The sequence below is a fragment of the Micromonospora sp. NPDC003816 genome (genome assembly GCF_042874705.1).
Classification (GTDB): domain Bacteria; phylum Actinomycetota; class Actinomycetes; order Mycobacteriales; family Micromonosporaceae; genus Micromonospora.
The window spans coordinates 96,629-113,456 of sequence record NZ_JBIANP010000003.1 but is presented as its reverse complement, the minus strand read 5'-3'; the positions used below and the strand labels follow the sequence as shown (position 1 = coordinate 113,456).

16 protein-coding genes and 2 tRNA genes are annotated in these 16,828 nt (G+C 69.5%); 7 read left to right on the top strand and 11 right to left on the bottom strand.

Annotated elements, in window-relative coordinates; all coding sequences use genetic code 11:
* Positions 1 to 132: 132 nt before the first annotated feature.
* From ACFYTT_RS11420 to ACFYTT_RS11410, 3 genes are all read right to left on the bottom strand, one after another.
* Positions 133 to 1,068 carry an oxidoreductase gene (locus tag ACFYTT_RS11420; protein ID WP_387258799.1) on the bottom strand — a complete coding sequence of 312 codons (936 nt, stop codon included), beginning with the start codon at positions 1,066 to 1,068 and terminating at the stop codon, positions 133 to 135.
* A gap of 140 nt (positions 1,069 to 1,208) precedes the next feature.
* On the bottom strand, positions 1,209 to 2,162 hold the full coding sequence (locus ACFYTT_RS11415; protein ID WP_387258797.1) for an aldo/keto reductase: 954 nt from the start codon (positions 2,160 to 2,162) through the stop codon (positions 1,209 to 1,211).
* A 130-nt stretch (positions 2,163 to 2,292) separates the two neighbouring features.
* Positions 2,293 to 2,856 carry a TetR/AcrR family transcriptional regulator gene (locus ACFYTT_RS11410; protein WP_387258796.1) on the bottom strand — a complete coding sequence of 188 codons (564 nt, stop codon included), beginning with the start codon at positions 2,854 to 2,856 and terminating at the stop codon, positions 2,293 to 2,295.
* A 129-nt stretch (positions 2,857 to 2,985) separates the two neighbouring features.
* Between ACFYTT_RS11410 and ACFYTT_RS11405 the strand changes: the two genes are divergently transcribed.
* Positions 2,986 to 5,325: an MMPL family transporter gene (locus tag ACFYTT_RS11405; RefSeq protein WP_387258794.1), complete on the top strand. Its 2,340-nt coding sequence runs from the start codon at positions 2,986 to 2,988 to the stop codon at positions 5,323 to 5,325.
* Here ACFYTT_RS11405 and ACFYTT_RS11400 read toward each other — a convergent pair.
* Both ACFYTT_RS11400 and amcA read right to left on the bottom strand, forming a co-directional pair.
* A complete protein-coding gene (locus ACFYTT_RS11400; RefSeq protein WP_387258792.1) occupies positions 5,291 to 5,563 on the bottom strand; it encodes a hypothetical protein in 273 nt (90 codons plus the stop codon). The two genes, ACFYTT_RS11405 and ACFYTT_RS11400, sit on opposite strands and share 35 nt — an antisense overlap.
* 131 nt (positions 5,564 to 5,694) lie before the next feature.
* Positions 5,695 to 5,850, bottom strand: a complete 156-nt coding sequence (gene amcA, locus ACFYTT_RS11395) for a multiple cyclophane-containing RiPP AmcA (RefSeq protein ID WP_387259711.1) — start codon at positions 5,848 to 5,850, stop codon at positions 5,695 to 5,697.
* Positions 5,851 to 6,279: 429 nt separating this feature from the next.
* On the opposite strand from amcA, the gene ACFYTT_RS11390 reads away from it, so the two are divergent.
* From ACFYTT_RS11390 to ACFYTT_RS11380, 3 genes are read left to right on the top strand one after another with little or no spacing between them, the layout of a single operon-like run.
* Positions 6,280 to 7,617 (top strand): hypothetical protein, encoded by a 1,338-nt coding sequence (locus tag ACFYTT_RS11390; protein ID WP_387258789.1) that lies wholly within the window; start codon positions 6,280 to 6,282, stop codon positions 7,615 to 7,617.
* The gene (locus ACFYTT_RS11385; protein WP_387258787.1) at positions 7,614 to 8,189 is read left to right on the top strand and encodes a flavoprotein; all 576 of its coding nucleotides are present in this window, start codon (positions 7,614 to 7,616) and stop codon (positions 8,187 to 8,189) included. The genes ACFYTT_RS11390 and ACFYTT_RS11385 overlap by 4 nt, the downstream gene beginning before the upstream one ends.
* A 1-nt stretch (position 8,190) precedes the next feature.
* Positions 8,191 to 8,379, top strand: a complete 189-nt coding sequence (locus ACFYTT_RS11380; RefSeq protein ID WP_387258785.1) for a DUF6361 family protein — start codon at positions 8,191 to 8,193, stop codon at positions 8,377 to 8,379.
* A 21-nt stretch (positions 8,380 to 8,400) separates the two neighbouring features.
* Here the strand turns inward: ACFYTT_RS11380 and ACFYTT_RS11375 are convergent, their stop codons facing one another.
* Positions 8,401 to 9,069 carry a pentapeptide repeat-containing protein gene (locus ACFYTT_RS11375; protein ID WP_387258783.1) on the bottom strand — a complete coding sequence of 223 codons (669 nt, stop codon included), beginning with the start codon at positions 9,067 to 9,069 and terminating at the stop codon, positions 8,401 to 8,403.
* Between the two features lie 395 nt (positions 9,070 to 9,464).
* Positions 9,465 to 9,540, bottom strand: a tRNA-Lys gene (locus ACFYTT_RS11370).
* Positions 9,541 to 9,725: 185 nt separating this feature from the next.
* Here ACFYTT_RS11370 and ACFYTT_RS11365 point away from each other — a divergent pair.
* On the top strand, positions 9,726 to 10,970 hold the full coding sequence (locus tag ACFYTT_RS11365; RefSeq protein ID WP_387258782.1) for an Ig-like domain-containing protein: 1,245 nt from the start codon (positions 9,726 to 9,728) through the stop codon (positions 10,968 to 10,970).
* Between the two features lie 125 nt (positions 10,971 to 11,095).
* Positions 11,096 to 12,355: an Ig-like domain-containing protein gene (locus ACFYTT_RS11360; protein WP_176092879.1), complete on the top strand. Its 1,260-nt coding sequence runs from the start codon at positions 11,096 to 11,098 to the stop codon at positions 12,353 to 12,355.
* A 21-nt stretch (positions 12,356 to 12,376) separates the two neighbouring features.
* Here the strand turns inward: ACFYTT_RS11360 and ACFYTT_RS11355 are convergent, their stop codons facing one another.
* From ACFYTT_RS11355 to orn, 4 genes are all read right to left on the bottom strand, one after another.
* Positions 12,377 to 12,937 (bottom strand): TetR/AcrR family transcriptional regulator, encoded by a 561-nt coding sequence (locus ACFYTT_RS11355; RefSeq protein WP_387258780.1) that lies wholly within the window; start codon positions 12,935 to 12,937, stop codon positions 12,377 to 12,379.
* 34 nt (positions 12,938 to 12,971) lie between these two features.
* Positions 12,972 to 14,495: an MFS transporter gene (locus ACFYTT_RS11350; protein WP_387258778.1), complete on the bottom strand. Its 1,524-nt coding sequence runs from the start codon at positions 14,493 to 14,495 to the stop codon at positions 12,972 to 12,974.
* Between the two features lie 160 nt (positions 14,496 to 14,655).
* Positions 14,656 to 14,731: transfer RNA gene (locus tag ACFYTT_RS11345), tRNA-His, on the bottom strand.
* Between the two features lie 92 nt (positions 14,732 to 14,823).
* Positions 14,824 to 15,420 carry an oligoribonuclease gene (orn, locus tag ACFYTT_RS11340; RefSeq protein ID WP_201272270.1) on the bottom strand — a complete coding sequence of 199 codons (597 nt, stop codon included), beginning with the start codon at positions 15,418 to 15,420 and terminating at the stop codon, positions 14,824 to 14,826.
* A 67-nt stretch (positions 15,421 to 15,487) separates the two neighbouring features.
* On the opposite strand from orn, the gene ACFYTT_RS11335 reads away from it, so the two are divergent.
* A complete protein-coding gene (locus ACFYTT_RS11335) occupies positions 15,488 to 16,783 on the top strand; it encodes a glycosyltransferase family 87 protein (protein ID WP_131051244.1) in 1,296 nt (431 codons plus the stop codon).
* The last annotated feature ends 45 nt before the right edge of the window (positions 16,784 to 16,828 follow it).

The window sequence follows — 16,828 nt, the reverse complement described above, 5'->3', positions numbered from 1 at the left end:
TCCGACCGATATCCGCCGGATGCGGCAATTGGACATGCGGCGCCGGTGATTACCGCGCGATCTCCGGTAAAGATGAAACTTCCACGGATCATTGGCCGGACCACAGCGATTCCCGGCCCCGGCCGCACACCCTCAGAGGTCGGTACGACCGACCGGGTCGACGGTGATTGGTACACCCGTCAGCCGCTCGCTCTCCGTCCACAGCCGCGCCGCCACCGCGACGTCCCGCGCCCGCGCACTCCGGCCCGCCCGCACCGGCGGACCGGAGTTCTCCATCCGGTGCGCCGGCCCCCAGTAGCTGCCGCTCTCGGCCCCCGGATCGGTCGCGGCCCGCAACGTCGGCAGCACCCCGTCGTCGAGCTTCATCGCCACGTACCGCCCGATGGTGTTGACGACGTCGACGAACCGGTCCCGCCCCTGCCCCTCGCCGGTGTACGTCCACCCGGGATGGGCGGCGGTCACCCGCACCGGCGCCCCGGCCCCGCTCAACCGGCGATCCAGCTCCAACACGAACAGCAGCACGGCGAGCTTGCTCTGCGCGTACGCGGCGAACCGCCCGTAGCGCCGTCGCTCCCAGTTCAGGTCGTCGAGGTCGATCCGGCCGGTGCGGTACGCGTTGCTGGCCACCGCGACGACCCTGGACCCCTCGGTCGCCAGCAGCAGCGGGAGCAACCGGCCGGTGAGCGCGAAGTGCCCGAGGTGGTTCACCCCGAACTGGGACTCGAACCCCTGCCGGGTACGCCGCAGCGGCGGATACATCACGCCCGCGTTGTTCACCAGCAGGTCCAGCCGGTCGTGCTCGGCCCGGTACGCGGCGGCGAAATCGGCGACCGAGCCGAGATCCGCCAGGTCCAGCCGGAGACTCCGCACCTCGGCGTCCGGGAACTGCGCCCGGATCCGTGCCACGGCCGCCTCGCCCTTACCCTGGTCACGGCAGGCGAGCACCACCCGCGCGCCCCGGCCCACCAACAGCCGGGCGGTCTCCAGGCCGAGGCCGGTGTTGGCGCCGGTGACGATCGCGGTACGTCCCCGCTGGTCGGGAACATCGTCGTACGTCCAGCGCGTCATCCGTCACCCCTCCGGCCCGCCGCCGACGACCGGCATCGCAGGCGTGACAAGGCTTACCGCGTACCGCCGCCGCGTCAAGCGCGGTCGGCCTCGGTGGCCTGCGGCATCCTGCTCAGGCGGCCTCGCCAGGCACTCTCGGTTCAGGCGGCCTGGTCCAGGCGCTGGCGCAGCTCGGTCGGCAGCTTCAGGTCGACCGACGCCAGACACTCGTCGAGCTGTGCCACCGAGCTGACCCCGACGATCGGCACGATCGCCGGGTCACCGTCCATCAGCCAGCTCAACACCACCTGGTTCGGGGTGGCGTCCAGTTCCGCCGCCACCTCCCCGAGCACCCGCAGCCGGCGCTCGGTGCCCGGGTGCGCGTAGTGCTCCGGCAACGGCCTGTCCGCGCGGGTGTAGGTCCCCCACAACAGCGTGCTGTACGCGAACATGGTCAGATCGCGACTGCGTACCAGGTCCAGCAGTTCGTCACTCGCGTGCACGTGCCCACCCTCAGGTAGCACGGTCGCCGGACGCGGCAGCAGGTACGAATAGCGCTGCTGGACCACCGTGTACGGCGTCCACCCCCGGGCCGAGGCCAACGCCCGCGTCTCGGCCAGCCGCCAGGCGGCGTGGTTGCTGGCCCCCAGCGCCCGCACCCTGCCCTCGGCCACCGCCTCGTGGAACGTGCCCAGCGTCTCCTCGTCCGAGGTCTCGCGGTCCTCCCGGTGGGCGTAGTAGACGTCGAGACGGTCGACGCCGAGCCGCTCCAGCGAGCCGGCGAGCTGCTCCCGGATCACCGACGCGCCGAGCCCTTCGGCCCCGCCCTCGGCCGACAGGCCGGAGCCGACCTTCGACGCGAGCACCAGGTCGTCCCGATTGCCCCGGCTGGCCAGCCAGCGCCCCAGCACCGCCTCGCTCTCGCCACCGGACCCACCGGGCACCCAGAACGAGTAGCAGTTCGCGGTGTCGATCGTGGTGCCGCCGGCCTCGACGAACCGGTCCAGGATCGCGAACGAGGTCGCCTCGTCGATCACCGTCCCGAACGACATGGCACCGAGACAGAGTTGGCTGACCTGAACGCCCGATCCATCGGACAGCTCACGTCGTCTCATCGTTCCTCCAAAATGGGCGGGATCCGTCAGCCGGAGCCTGGGTTCTGTTCCGGGCCTCCACACACGACCGTGCGTCGAGGTGAATTGTGACGCTGCTGAACCACGGCGGATCGGGAACGGACCCTGTCGGTCAGGTCTGCGGGGCCGCCGGGCGGGTGAGGCTGCGCCAGAGCCATCGTGCCGCGACGGCCGCATCGGGGAGCGGGTCGCGCCGGAGCCAGGCGGTGATGATGCCGATCGTCATGCCCGACAGTGCGGCGGCAAGGACATCGCGGGGCAGGTCGTCCTCGTCGAGGGCGGTCGGCGCGTCGAGGCCGCTGGTGATCAGTTCCTCGATCCGCTCGCGGAGGGCTGCGGCGACGATCGAGGATCTGTTGCTCTGCAGGACCTGCCGGTAGACGGTCGCGTTGGCGGCGATGTGTTCGAGATAGAGCCTCATCTCGGGTGCGGTACCCGGGACGAGAGGGTCCCGCCTGGTGGTGTGGATTCCGGCGGAGGCCCGGTCGACGGCGCTCTTGAGTGCGGCCGTCAGGAGTTGTTCCTTGTCGTCGTAGTGCTGATAGAAGGTGCTGCGGTTGATGCCCGCCCGGCCGGTGATGTCTCCGACTGCGATCTCGTCCAGGGGGCGTTCGCGGGCGAGGGCCAGTAGCGCTTCCTGCAGGCTCGTCCGTGTTCGCGCCACCCGTGGATCCATGGCTCGATCCTGTCACGTCCTCCTCGGGAGCGACTTATCCAACAGGTGTTGGATAACCAACGAGTGTTGGTTTACTGTTTGGTGGCCGGGCAGGTCGCCCACCCGGAGCCGCTGTCAGGGGAGGACTTCGTGGCAATACTTCTGTACCGTCTGGGGCGTTTCGGCGCTCGCCGGTCCGGGATGGTGATCGTCGGATGGCTGGCCGTGCTGGCCCTCGCCGTCGGCGGGCTGGTGACCTTCGGAGGCCCGCTCGCCACCGGTTTCTCGATCCCGGGCACCCCGACCGAGAAGGTCAACGAACGGCTCGTCGAGGCGTTTCCCGAACTGACCGGCGCCACCGGCTCGGTGGTGTTCACCAGTACCGAAGGGGCGTTCACCCCCGCGCAGCAGGCACGGATCGGCGAGGTGCTGGCGGGCGTCGGGCAACGCGACGGCGTGGCCGCGGTCATCGACCCGTTCACCGCCGCGCAGCAGCGCGCCGAACAGTCCAGGCGGCTCGATGCCGGTCTCGCCGCCCTGGAGAGCGCCCCTCGGCCGCTGACGGCCGAGCAGGAGGCCCAACTCCGCCAGATGGAGGACGCCACCACGCTGAGCGGTGCCGCCTCGTCGATCCGGACGGTCAGCGAGGACCGGACCGTCGCGGTAGCCGCCGTCATGTTCCGCGACGGCATCTTCAACCTGTCACCGGACCTGCAACGCGACATCGCCACGGCGCTGGACGAGGCGGAGATCCCCGGAGTCGCGGTCGACTACTCCTCGACCATCGTCGCCACGGCCGGCAGCCCGTTCGGCATCGGCGAGGTGATCGGGCTCGCCGTGGCGCTGATCGTCCTGCTCGTCCTGCTGCGTGCGCTGATACCCGCCCTCACCCCGCTGCTGACCTCGATCGTGGGCGTGGGGGTCGGTGTGGTGGGGTCGATGGCGTTCAGCGACGTCGTGGACATGACGTCGGGGACACCGATCCTCGGCGTCATGCTCGGACTCGCCGTCGGCATCGACTACTCCCTGTTCATCCTCGACCGGCACCGCCGTCAGGTCCGCGACGGCATGCCGGTGCACGAGTCGATCGGTGTCGCCAACGGCACGGCGGGAACGGCGGTCGTCTTCGCCGGCTCCACGGTGGTCGTCGCCCTGGTCGCCCTCGCGGTCACCGGCATCCCGTTCCTCACGGTCATGGGCGCGGTCGCCGCGTTCTGTGTCATGGTGGCGGTCCTGGTGTCGATCACCCTCACCCCGGCACTGCTGGGCCTCATGGGCACGCGAGTGCTGCCCGGACGACTCCGGGCCACCGCCCGGCGGCAGAAACCGCCACAGCCCATGCGCACGGGCCGGGCCGTCGCTGCGGCGGCACTCGTCGTCACCGCCCTGACGGTCATCGCCGTACCCGTCATGTCGCTGCGTCTCGGCCTGCCGGACGGTTCCTCGGAACCTCCGGACAGCCCCCAGTACCGCGCGTTCGCCGCAGTCGCTCAGGGCTTCGGCGAGGGAACCAACGGCCCACTGCTCGTCGTCGCGGAATCTCCCACGCCGGTCGCCGAAGCCGACCAGGTCGCTACCCAGGCCGAGATCGTCACGACGATCCTGCGACAGCCGAACGTCGCCGCCGCCGCACCCGTCGCGGTCGCCGCCGACGGCAAGACCTTCGCCTTCCAGGTCGTACCGGCCGAAGGACCGAACAGCACGACGACCGAACAACTCGTCAACGACCTCCGCGCCCTACCACCACTCGCGGCGGACATGACCGTCGGCGTGGCCGGCCAGGCCTCCGGCAACATCGACATCTCCCGGAAGCTCGCCGACGCCCTACCGGTCTATCTGCTCGTCGTGATCGGGCTGTCGCTCCTGATCATGATCGCGGTGTTCCGGTCCCTGCTCGTGCCCATCGTCGCCACCGCCGGGTACGTCCTCTCCCTCGGCGCCGCCCTGGGCGCGGTGACTGCCATCTACCAGTGGGGTTGGCTGGCCGACCTGTTCGGCGTGCACAGACCGGGGCCCGTGCTCAGCTTCGCGCCGATCGTCATCATGGGCATCCTGTTCGGCCTGGCAATGGACTACCAGATCTTCCTGGTCTCCGGCATGCGCGAAGCCTTCGTACACGGCCGACCCGCCCGGCTGTCCGTGACCATCGGGCACCGCCGAGGACGCGTCGTCGTGACCGCCGCAGCCATCATCATGGTCGCCGTCTTCGGAGGATTCGTCTTCTCCCACCTCACGATGATCCGGCCACTCGGCTTCGGCCTCGCGGCCGGAGTCCTCTTCGACGCATTCGTCGTCCGGCTGGTCCTGGTCCCGGCACTGATGCACCTTCTCGGCGACCGCGCCTGGTGGCTACCGGCCTGGCTCGACCGGGCACTGCCGAACGTCGACATCGAAGGATCAGCCCTGTCCCGGAGCGAATCCCTCAGGGCGGTGATGACCTCGATGGCGCCCACCCTCATGTCTCCGCCGGTGTCTGCGGGTCGTCCGTAGGCAGGCGGTGGCTGCGGTGCCGGGTGGGCCAGCCGAGGAACCGGTCGAAGACATCGGCGGTGCTACCGGTGTTGTGGGGGTGGAGCTGATGCAGATCGTCGATCGCGTCGTGCAGGCAACTGGCCAGGTAGAGAAAGAGGCTGACCGGGCTGTGCCGGTACTCCGCCAGGAGGCCGACCTTCGCTGCGCCGCACGGCCACGGCTGGCCGCACCGCCGACACAGCCACAGCGGCCGCATGGGTAGATGCGGTCGGGATGGTTCGGCGGGGACTGCCTCGACCGGCCGCCCTGGCAGCGCCAGCGACCGTAACGGCGGTTGCTCCGATGGCGCGGGCGATTCAGCGCCGACGGGACGGTATTCGTCGCTGTTCATCGCGGACCGCGCTTCCGTGCCTGCCGCTCGAACACGATCCGCCAAACGTGCGTCAGCAGCGGCGGGTCGGCCGGTCCCGGCTGTACCGGTGGAGCCGAAGGTGACTGGTCTCGCGGCAGGTCGCCCATCTTTGCGTTGCGCGAGACGTACACACTCACCGCCGACCCCCACTGGGACCCGCCGCTGGTTGGCGGTGGGCTTGCCGACCTACCGGCAAGCCCACCGCCATCGGCCAGCGGCGGGGAGCAGACCGCCGGTCACCCGCCCACGCAGCCCCGATGGCGGTACGCGAACGAGGAGTCACCCGCACGGTCGACGGAGTGCCCGGCGCGAGCACTTGCCGGTGCGTCGGGTCGCATTCCGACCTGCCGCCGTGGGGCACGTCCATCTGGCTCTCCCTGATGTGAGTTCGCCGCTGACCTGCCGGAGCGCCTGGGGAAGCGGCGTACCGGCACACTCAGCCTGGCCCCGGGGGCAGTTGGACGTAATGTCCGACCGGTGCACTGGCGGTGCACCTGCCGTCACCCGGTGTGCCGGTACGATCGCCAGGCCGAGGACTGTCCGTTTCGGAAGGACGTGCGATGGCTCCGGTGACGACCTGGACCGGCCGGGAAGCGAACGCGCTGCGCAACGCGCTGCGCATGAGCGTGACCGCCTTCGCCGAACACCTGGGCGCGGCCCGACGAACCGTGGCCAAGTGGAGCAGCCAGGGCGACAGAATTCTCCTGCGCGCCGACATGCAGGCTGCGCTGGACACCGTGCTGACCCGAGCCACCCCCGAGGCACGGGAACGCTTCGGGGCACTGCTGGCGACGGGCACCAGCGGTGCAATCGTGGACACCACGCTGCCGGATGCCCACCTGGTTACGGATACTGGCGATGGCGGACAAGGCGACTCGGGCTCGGGTGGTCACGTGCGACGAAGAGATCTCATACGCGGGGCGACGATCGGCGTTGCCACTGTGCCGAATCTCGCGCCACTTCTCGACGCGCTCGTCTCGCCGCGTCATCCGGACGGGGTGACGCTGTCCGCTCGACAGTTCTCCCGCGCCGTGGCCGCAGTAAAGATCGACTATCAAGCCTGCCGGTACGAACGCGCTCTTGACCAGCTCGTGACGCTGCTGCCCGCACTCGAACCCGTCAGGGCCAGTGCGCAGGGCGAACAGAGAAGGCACGTCGAAGTCCTGGCAGCGGACCTCTATCACGTCGTCGGCAGCGTCCTGCTCAAGGTCGGCGACCGAGGGACAGCCCTGATCGCAGCCGAACGGAGCACCCGAGCCGCTGCGGCAAGTGCGGACCCGGTGGCCGTCGCCACGAGTGCCCGGATCATGGCCCACGCCCTGATGAGCAATAGTCACGACGAACAGGCGTTGACCGTTGCTGGCGAGGCGGCCGGCGTGCTCGACCGGGACACTCGCCTCATGTCGGCTGACGCGGTAGCCACCTACGGTGCCCTCGTCCTCCGAGGTGCGGTTGCCGCCGCCCGCAGCGAGAACCGTGATACGGCGCAATCGATGCTCGATGAGGCAGACCGTGCTGCCGCCCGGCTCGGTTACGACGGCAACGACCGATGGACCGGCTTCGGTGCCACCAACGTTCTGCTTCACCGGGTCAACGTCGCCCTGACCCTCGGCGACGCCGGCACGGCCATCGGCATCGCGCGCACGGTACCGCTGGACAAGGTGACGCTCGCCGAACGCAAAGCCGCTCTGTACATCGATGTCGCCCGCGCCTACACCCAGTGGGGGCGCTACGAGCACGGCCTGGCCGCGCTCCGCACCGCGTACGCGGTGGCACCCGAGGAGATCCGCTGCCGCCCAGCCGTTCAGCGCATCGCCACCGACCTGGCGCTCCTCGCCAAGGGCTCGGCCCGCACCGCCGTCGTCGACTTTGCACGAGGGGCCGGGATCCCGCTATGACCGGCGGCCACCTCCAGATCGTCGTCTGCGCTGCTGGTCCCGCCGCCGACGTGACCCAACTGATCAACGCCGCGCAGAAGCGCTCCTGGACGACCGCCGTCACCGCCACGCCCAACGGCATCGACTTCATCGACGTACCTGCGATCGAGGAGTTGACCGGCACTGAGGTGCGATCCAGCCACCGCGCCTCCCCCGGCGACCGCCGACCGCTACCCACCGCCGATGCTCTGGTCATCGCACCCGCGACGTACAACTCAATCAACAAGATCGCCCTCGGCCTTGCCGACAACTACGCCATGACCTCAGTCGCCGAACTGATCGGACGGCAGGTACCAACCGTCATCGTCCCGTTCGTCAACGCCGCTCTCGCCGCCCGCCTACCCTTCCGCCACGCCGTGGCCAGCCTCCGCGACGAAGGGGTTCGCATCCTCCTCGGCCCCGAAGACCACTGGAAACCACACCCGCCCGGCAGGGGGAGAACCCAGCAACAGGCCTTCCCGTGGACGATTGCGTTCGAGACCGTGACCCGACTCGTCCTCACGGATTGTCCAATCACATCCACCGACGGCTGACATGGCCAGCCACGACCAGCAGCGCATGCGTGATCTACCCAAGCTGTTCAGCGACGCGGAGAGCCGGGACGAGTTGGGTGTCGGCCAGGTCCGCGACGCGTTCAGTGGCCTGCTGTATTCCGGAACCTCGGTGCTACAGACCCGGGCGCGGTACCCGCTGATCGTGCCGTGGTGTTATCAGGAGGCGTAGCGGCGTGTTACTCAGCTTTGATCAGTTCTCAGCGCGGGTGACGATGTTCAGGGCCTCGACAGCCAAGCGGGTGAGATCAGGAAGTTGATCTTCACCGAGGACGACGCCTTTCAGGTTGTCCAACGGTGTCCTCAGGTCATGCAATCGGCTGCCCCGCAGTTCCGCGCCGTCGAGGCGGCAGGATTCCAACTCCAGGTGCCCGAGATCGCACGAGCGCAGCGCGATGCCGGGCAGGCGGCAGGACGACCAGTTGCCGTGGCCGAAGGTGCAATTGGTGAAGGCCACCGAGCCGGCGGCGCTGACGCGGTTCAGGGTGGCGTAGTCGAACCGGCAGTTGTCGAACAGCACGTCTTCGAGTCGGACGTCGACGAGCCGGGTGCCGGTGAATCGGGACCCCGTGAACGCGCACCGTTCGATGCTGATGCCGGTGAGGGTCGCGCCGGACAGGTCCGTCCGCACGACCTCGCACCCGTAGAGAGCCCCCGCCTCCCAGCTGACCTCACCGAGGTCCGCGCCGGTGATCCGACAGCCTCGAATGCTCTGCTCCACAAGCTGTTCGCCACGCCAGGAGACCCCATCGATGAGGCCGTCGCGGAGGTCACCGTCGGAGAGGTCGGTGACCTGGTCCAGGTCCTCCGGATGGAGGTCCGGCAGGAGAAGGGTCACGTCACCCACGGTCGTCGCCCGCATGTCTCCTCAACCTGTACGGGCGCGGGGTGGGCACGCCACCCCGCGTCGAACGATGCCGCCAGTTGGCGGACCACCTGGAGATCGCGCTGCTCACCGAGCCAGGCTCGTCACCATTGACACCGCCATCACCACCACCGTCCACCAGAGCCAACTCCTCGACGAGGAGCTGCCCCAATCCGCGCCGATCATGGAGTTGCGGTCACTTCTATGTCCACCAAGAGACGTTTTGCGGCGACCACAACTCCATGATCGGTGCCGACGGTCGCCGCGCCGCGCGTCCCGCCGACGCCGGAGCGGTTCATCGACCCCCGAGCACCCGGCGAGCCACCAGCCATCACGACAACACGAAAAAGGCCCCGACCGGCAGAGATCTGCCATGTCAGGGCCTTGCTGCTTGGTGCGCCGCCAGGGACTCGAACCCCGAACCCGCGGATTAAGAGTCCGCTGCTCTGCCAGTTGAGCTAGCGGCGCTCGGTGGCAACGGGGGAAACCCTAGCACGCACCCTGAGGCGGGTTCCAATCCGATACCCGGGTCCTCCCTTCGGTCGAGCTTTCCGGACATTTGGCAACAAGCACACACAAGGCATGGGACGGGTTCATGTTGGGCGGCGTGGATGGGGCACGATGTCCGCCAGGTCGCTAAGACAGGGGTGGGGATGGGCAGGTTCGCGCGGGCCGGGGCGTTGGTGGGCACCCTGGGTCTGGTGGCGTCGCTGGCACTGTCGGGTTGTCGCGAGGAGGGCTCGGCTGCCGAGTTCGTGCCGGGGCCCGCGACCAGCGGTGCGGTGACGCCGGACACACCGCCGTCGAGTGGGCCGCCGTTGGCGGTGAGCCCGGCCGACGGGGCGAAGAAGCGGCCGGTGAGCGTGGAGATCGGTGCCGAGTTGCCGGACGGCGCGACGGTGTCGAAGGTCAGTCTGACGACCGCCAACGGCAAGGAGGTCAAGGGCAAGCTGCGTACGGACGGCTCGTCCTGGGTGCCGTCCGCGCCGTTGAAGTGGTCCACCGAGTACACGGCCACGGTGACCGCGAAGCAGCCGGACGGCTCGGTCAGCGAGGGGACCAGCACGTTCACCACGATGGCGAAGCCCGGCTCGATGATCACCTCGGGGCTCTACCTCTTCGACGACCGGACGTACGGCGTGGCGATGCCGGTGGTGGCGGAGTTCCACCCGGGCATCCCGAAGAAGGATCGGGCCGCCGTGCAGAAGCGGATGTTCGTGCAGACCGATCCGCCGCAGCCGGGCACCTGGCACTGGGTGAGCAACGGCACTCAGGCGTTCTACCGGGCGCCGGAGTACTGGAAGGCCGGCACGAAGCTGTCCGTACGGATCGCGTTGACCGGCATTCCGCTGAGCAACGGCCGGTTCGGCAACGTCGACCGGAGCGCCACCGCGAAGATCGGCTCGACCTTCGAGATGAAGGTGGACAATGCCGACAAGCAGATGCGGGTGTACGAGGACGGCAACCTGATCAAGACCCTGCCGGTGAGCCTGGGCAAGAAGAAGACCCCGTCGTCCAGCGGCACGCTGGTGGTGATGGAGAAGAAGGAGGCGACGGTCTTCGACACGATGGACGATCCCGATCCGGAGAACCGCTACGTCACCGACATCCAGTTCGCCCAGCGGCTGACCTGGGGTGGCGAGTACATCCACGCGGCGCCCTGGTCGGAACACGTCCAGGGACGGCAGAATGTGTCACACGGTTGCGTGAACGTGTCCCTGGCGAACGCCCGCTGGCTCTTCGAACGGACCAAGGTCGGTGATCCGATCACCATCAAGGGCACCGAGCGGAAGCTGGCCGCCGGCAACGGTTGGACGGCGTGGGATCTGAGCTGGTCGGAGTTCGTCAAGGGCAGCGCGCTGCCGGTTCCGGACGGTGGTGCGGGTCCGGCCCTGTGACCGTGCCAGATATGTCACTATCCGGACATCCCGCTCCACGTGTTTCGGTTCACCTTCCGCAACGGGTACGTGTTCCGGTGCGTCTGTGATGTGGACGGGCAGCGGACCATGACTGTGAGGACACCATGCGAGTTCGGGACCAGCGCAACCGCCGGCGGGGGGTGCTCGCCGCGGGGATGCTCGCCGTGGCGATGGTGCTGACCTCCGCCTGCACCGGCGGCAAGGGCGGCGACAACGGGCCGGGCTGGCAGGACGGTGCCGACCAGCCGGCGCCGAAGGCGTCGGTGAGCATCAGCGAACCGGCCGCCGACGCGAAGGACGTTCCCGCCTCGACGGCGGTCACCTTCGCCGCCGAGCAGTCCGAGGAGACCACTGTCGAGCTGGCCGGCGCCGACGGGGAGCCGGTCAAGGGCACGCTGGCCCCGGACGGTAAGAGCTGGTTGCCGTCGAAGGCGCTGGCGTACGGCGAGTCGTACACCGCGACCGTCACCGCGACGGGCGACGACGGTGTCCCGGTGACGGCGACCAGCGCGTTCACCGTGATGAAGCAGCCGAGCAACCAGGTCCGGGTCACCAGCTTCCTCGGCGACGACCAGACGGTCGGGGTCGCGATGCCGCTGATCGTGAAGTTCGGCCGGGAGATCCCGGAGAAGTACCGCGCCGACCTCCAGCGGCGGATGACGGTGAAGTCCACGCCCGCCCAGGAGGGCGTCTGGCACTGGGTCAGCCCCACCGAGGTCCGTTACCGGCCGAAGGAGTTCTGGAAGGCCGGCAGCAAGGTCTCCTACCGGGTGCAGGCGGGCGGGCTGCCGCTGGGCGACGGCTGGTACGGCCGGGCCGACCTGACCGTGGACATCACCGTGGGCCCGAAGCTGGTCATGACGGTGGACAACAGCAACAAACGCATGGTCGTCACCCGGGACGGCGAGACGATCAAGACGATCCCTGTGAGCCTCGGCAAGAAGACCACGCCCTCCTCCAGCGGCACGATGGTGGTGATGGAGAAGCTGCGCAAGACGGTCTTCGACACGTTGGAGGAGTTGGGCCCCGAAGAGGGCTACCGCACGAAGATCGACTACGCCCAGCGGCTGACCTGGGGCGGGGAGTTCATCCACGCCGCGCCCTGGTCGGAGGGGCAGCAGGGCACCACCAACGTCTCGCACGGCTGCGTGAACGTCTCCATGGTCAACGGCGCCTGGCTCTTCGAGAACACGAAGGTCGGCGACCCGATCGTGGTCAAGGGCACCGAGCGCAAGCTCCAGAACGGCAACGGCTGGACGGACTGGAACGTGAGCTGGGACGAGTACGTCAAGGGCAGCGCCCTGCCGTACGAGCCCGCGGGCGACGAGTCCGCGCCGGACGCCTCCCCCGACACCACCGAGTGAGTCGACGGGCTGGACACCGCACTATCGGTCGACGCCGAGCGCGTGCGCCAGGATCCGGTGCACGTGGTCGGTGTCGGCGGGGACGTTCTCGATGAGGATGGCGGTGCACAGGCCGTCGGAGGCGGCGACCACCGCGTCCACGGCGTGGGGGTCGTCGGTGAGGGTGGCGGCGAGCGCGGCGACGCTCTCGCGCCAGTGCCGGGCGATCGGGGCGAGGGCGGGTCTGCGGGCGGCGAGCGTGGACAGTTCGCGTTCGGCCAGCGCCTTCTCGCGTCCCGGCCCGGCGGACTCGACGATCAGAGCGGCCAGGCCGCGCAGCTTGTCACCCGGGCCGTCGATGATCCGTCGGATCCGTTCGGTGTACCCGTCGGCGACGCTGGACAGCGCGGCGACGAGAAGGTCGTCCAGGGTGGCGAAGTAGTAGATGCTCAGGCTGGTGGCGACGCCGGCCTGCGTGGCGACGGCACGGTGGGTGACACCGGCTGCGCCCTCGCGGAGAACGACGGCGAGGGTGGCCTCGATGATCTCGGACCGGCGCTTGGCGCCCCTGGCGCGTCGCCCGTCGACGGGTTCCTCGCTCATGCTCCCTCCCCTGGCGCCCAGGGTAGTCGAGCGGTCAGTGACCGTCGGCGTCCTGATCCGCGCCGAGGGGAGGGACGTGCCGCAGGGCCACCAGGCACAGGAGGGTGGCCGCCACGATCGCGACGCCGGCCACGGCGGAGGCGACGTTCACCCCGGTGGTGAAGGCGTCCCGGGCGGCCCGTACGGCCTCGGTCGGCACCTGGTCGGCGACGGCGAGCGCGCCCGCGAGACTTCCGGTGAGGCGGTCGGCGACCTCCGGTGCGGTGTCGGCCGGCGCGACCATCCGCGCGGTGTAGAGCGCGGTGCTGAGGCTGCCGAGCAGCGCGACGCCGACGGCGATGCCGAGTTCCTGGACGGTCTCGGACATGGCGGCGGCCGATCCGGACTCGGTGGCCGGTGCGGCGCCGACGACCATGTCGGTGCCGAGCGCGGCGATCGCCCCGAGACCGAGGTAGACGGCGGCGAACCCGGCCACGACGGTCACCGTGTCGCCGGGAGCGGCGGTGGCCAGCAGGACGTAGCCGAACACCGACGACGCGAGCGTGGCGGCCATGACCAGGCCCGGCCGGACCCGCCGGGCGACCAGGGGCGCGCCGACGGCGGCGGCGAACATCGCCAGCGCCGGCGGACCCATCCACAGGCCCGCGGTGAACGGGGTGAGGCCCTCCACGAGTTGGAGGTACTGCGTGACCATGTACATGGTGCCGCCGACACCGACGAGCCCGATCAGCAGGACGGCGAGAGCTGCGGAGAAGGCCCGGTCGGCGAAGAGGGTCACGTCCAGCAGCGGCGCGGTCAGGTGCCGTTGCCGGCGGACGAACGCCACCCCGGCGATGGCGCCGACGACGAGGAGGACCGGCGTGCGCGCACCGGCACCGTGGGAGGCGGCCTGCTTGACGGCGTAGACGACGGGCAGGATCGCCGCCAGGGACAACGCGACGCTGACCAGGTCCAGCGGCCCGGCCTGCGGGTTGGCGTACTCGGGCAGCAGTGACCTCGCCCCGATCAGGACGACGATCGCGACGGGGACGGCGAGCAGGAAGGCCGCGCCCCACCAGTACGCGTCGACGAGGGCACCGCCGACGACCGGACCGGCCGCCATGCCCAGGGCGAACATGGTGGCCCAGGCCCCGATCGCCATCGCGCGCTGTCGGGCGTCGGCGAACATGTTGGAGATCAGCGACAGCGTCGAGGGCATCAACGTCGCGCCCGCGATCCCGAGCAGCGCACGGGCCGCGATCAACAGTTCCGCGCTGGGCGCGACGGCCGCGAGCACCGACACGAGCGCGAACGCGGCCATCCCGATCCGGAGCAGGCGTCGCCGGCCGATGCGATCCCCCAGGGTGCCCATGGTGATGAGGAACCCGGCGATGAGGAACCCGTAGGCATCCATGATCCACAGGGTCTGCGTGGCCGACGGGTCGAGCGCCTCGGCCATGCTCGGCAGCACCAGGTACAGCACGGTGACGTCCAGACCCAGCAGCAGCGTGGGCAGCGCCAGCAGCCCGAGGCCCGCCCACTCGCGCCCGCCCGCACGCCGGACGGCGACCTCCGACACGACACCTCCACAAGATATTTGAACGAACGTACAACTAGAACTATCGTTCAAATATCTGTCGAGGGCAAGGCCACAGCGGATACGGGCGCGTGCTGGCCCGAGGGGAGGGGCGACCGGAACAAGAACGAGGCCCGAACCAAAGGTTCGGGCCTCGCAGGTGTGGGGTGACTGATGGGAATTGAACCCACGACAACCGGGACCACAACCCGGTGCTCTGCCAACTGAGCTACAGCCACCATGCCGCCGCGCCCGAACTCATCGCCCGTGCGGGTGCGGAGAAATCATACCCCCACCGTGGTCGACCGCGTCCAGCGGGTTGCCGGGACGCTCAGAGGTCGGCGGCGATGGCCTTGGCGCTCTCCACGTCCGGACCGGGCAGCGGTACGAAGATGGTGCGCCGGTAGTACTCCAGCTCGCGGATGCTCTCCCGGATGTCCGCGAGCGCCCGGTGGGCGAGGCCCTTCTGCGGCTGGCCGAAGTACACCCGGGGGTACCACCGGCGGCACAGCTCCTTGATCGAGGAGACGTCGATCATCCGGTAGTGCAGGTGCGCGTCGAGACGGGGCATGTCCCGGGCGATGAATCCCCGGTCGGTGGCGATCGAGTTGCCGCAGAGCGGTGCCGTCCGTGGGTCCTTCACGTGACTGGTGATGTAGTCGAGCACCCGCTCCTCGGCCTCGGCCAGGCTCACCGTGGAGCGGCGAACCTCCTCGGTCAGCCCCGACTTGCCGTGCATCGTGCGGACGATCTCCGGCATGGCGTCGAGCGCCGCGTCGTCGGCGTGGATGACCACGTCCACGCCGTCGCCGAGCACGCGCAGATCGGGGTCGGTGACCAGCGCGGCCACCTCGATCAACCTGTCGCCACCGAGGTCGAGCCCGGTCATCTCACAGTCGATCCAGACGAGAAGATCAGCCATCGGCACAGCCTACGCGCAGCCCACGCACCGTGGCTGCGCGCCGCCGGCCCGACCGACCGCTAGGGTCTTTCCCGTGCCCGCCGAACCCGCCACACCGTCCAGCGTCGACCTCGAAGACCCTGGTGGCCGCACCGCACGGCGGATCGTCGGGGCACTGGCGCTCGCCTCGGTGTTGCCGGTGCTCTACCTGCCGGGCACCGTGCACGACTTCTTCGACCTCAAGATCTATATGGCGGCGATGGACTGGTGGGCCGCCGGCAATCCGCTCTACGACTACGCCCAACCCGACCGGGTGCAGGGTGAGCTCTTCTTCACCTATCCCCCGTTCGCCGCGTTGCTGCTGCTGCCGTTCTCCCTGCTGAAGCTGGGCGCCACGGTGGCGATCTTCACCGGCCTGACCGTGCTCGGCGTGGTGGTCACCACCAAGTGGCTGCTCGACCCGGTGATCCGCCGGCACCGCCTGCCGTACGCGTTCACCCTGGCCGTGGGCGCGCTGCTGGTCCTCGGCGTGGAGAGCACCCGGGAGACGATCACCTTCGGACAGATCAACATGCTGCTGGTGGTGCTGATCCTCGCCGACCTGCTCTTCGCCGTACCCCGTGGCAGCCGGTGGGCCGGGATCGGCATCGGGCTGGCCACGGCGCTGAAGCTCTTCCCGGGCATCTTCATCGTCTATCTGCTGGCCACCCGGCGCTGGCGCGCGGCGGTGGTGGCGAGCGCGGCCGCTGCCGGAGCCACCCTGCTCGCCGCGGCGGTGGCACCCGGCGACTCGTGGCGCTTCTGGACGCACGAGCTGTGGGCCACCGACCGGGTCGGTCGCACCGACTACACCGGCAACCAGTCGCTGTTCGGGCTGCTGAGCCGGCTGACCGCGCCGGAGGAGCCGAGCCGGTTGATCTGGCTGCCCCTGGTCGCGGCCGTCGTCGCGTACGGCCTCTGGCGGGCGGTACGCGCCACCCAGGCCGGCGACGCACTCACCGCGCTGACCCTGACCGGCCTGGTCGCCGCCCTGATCAGCCCGATCACCTGGACGCACCACATCTACTGGTTCGTCCCGGCGGTGATCATCCTGATCGACGCGGCGTTGCGGACCGATCCCCGCACGCCCGAGGGGGCGCGGCGGCGCCGCCGGCTGAGTTGGCTCGCGCTCGGCACCTCGATGATCATCGTGTACGGCGTGGTGTCGTTCTACGACTGGGGCGTCACTCCGACCCCCACCCAGACGCCGTGGGAGTTCGTACTCCGCAACGCGTACGTGCTGCTCTGCCTGCTGCTGCTGGTCGTGCTGCCGGTGCGTCCGCGGGTGGACCGGCCACTGACCGAGTCGCACGAAGCGGACACTCTTCCCGAGACGACCATTCACCGGTAATCTGCCCGTAGAGGCATCATCCCTCCGATGGGCACCGATATCCCC

What these genes read in the sequence shown, in the direction of transcription:
- ACFYTT_RS11420 (WP_387258799.1), bottom strand. Translation starts at nt 1,068, where the DNA reads ATGACGCGCTGGACGTACGACGATGTTCCCGACCAGCGGGGACGTACC.
- ACFYTT_RS11415 (WP_387258797.1), bottom strand. Translation starts at nt 2,162, where the DNA reads ATGAGACGACGTGAGCTGTCCGATGGATCGGGCGTTCAGGTCAGCCAA.
- ACFYTT_RS11410 (WP_387258796.1), bottom strand. Translation starts at nt 2,856, where the DNA reads ATGGATCCACGGGTGGCGCGAACACGGACGAGCCTGCAGGAAGCGCTA.
- ACFYTT_RS11400 (WP_387258792.1), bottom strand. Translation starts at nt 5,563, where the DNA reads ATGCGGCCGCTGTGGCTGTGTCGGCGGTGCGGCCAGCCGTGGCCGTGC.
- ACFYTT_RS11390 (WP_387258789.1), top strand. Translation starts at nt 6,280, where the DNA reads ATGGCTCCGGTGACGACCTGGACCGGCCGGGAAGCGAACGCGCTGCGC.
- ACFYTT_RS11385 (WP_387258787.1), top strand. Translation starts at nt 7,614, where the DNA reads ATGACCGGCGGCCACCTCCAGATCGTCGTCTGCGCTGCTGGTCCCGCC.
- ACFYTT_RS11380 (WP_387258785.1), top strand. Translation starts at nt 8,191, where the DNA reads ATGGCCAGCCACGACCAGCAGCGCATGCGTGATCTACCCAAGCTGTTC.
- ACFYTT_RS11375 (WP_387258783.1), bottom strand. Translation starts at nt 9,069, where the DNA reads ATGCGGGCGACGACCGTGGGTGACGTGACCCTTCTCCTGCCGGACCTC.
- ACFYTT_RS11365 (WP_387258782.1), top strand. Translation starts at nt 9,726, where the DNA reads ATGGGCAGGTTCGCGCGGGCCGGGGCGTTGGTGGGCACCCTGGGTCTG.
- ACFYTT_RS11360 (WP_176092879.1), top strand. Translation starts at nt 11,096, where the DNA reads ATGCGAGTTCGGGACCAGCGCAACCGCCGGCGGGGGGTGCTCGCCGCG.
- ACFYTT_RS11355 (WP_387258780.1), bottom strand. Translation starts at nt 12,937, where the DNA reads ATGAGCGAGGAACCCGTCGACGGGCGACGCGCCAGGGGCGCCAAGCGC.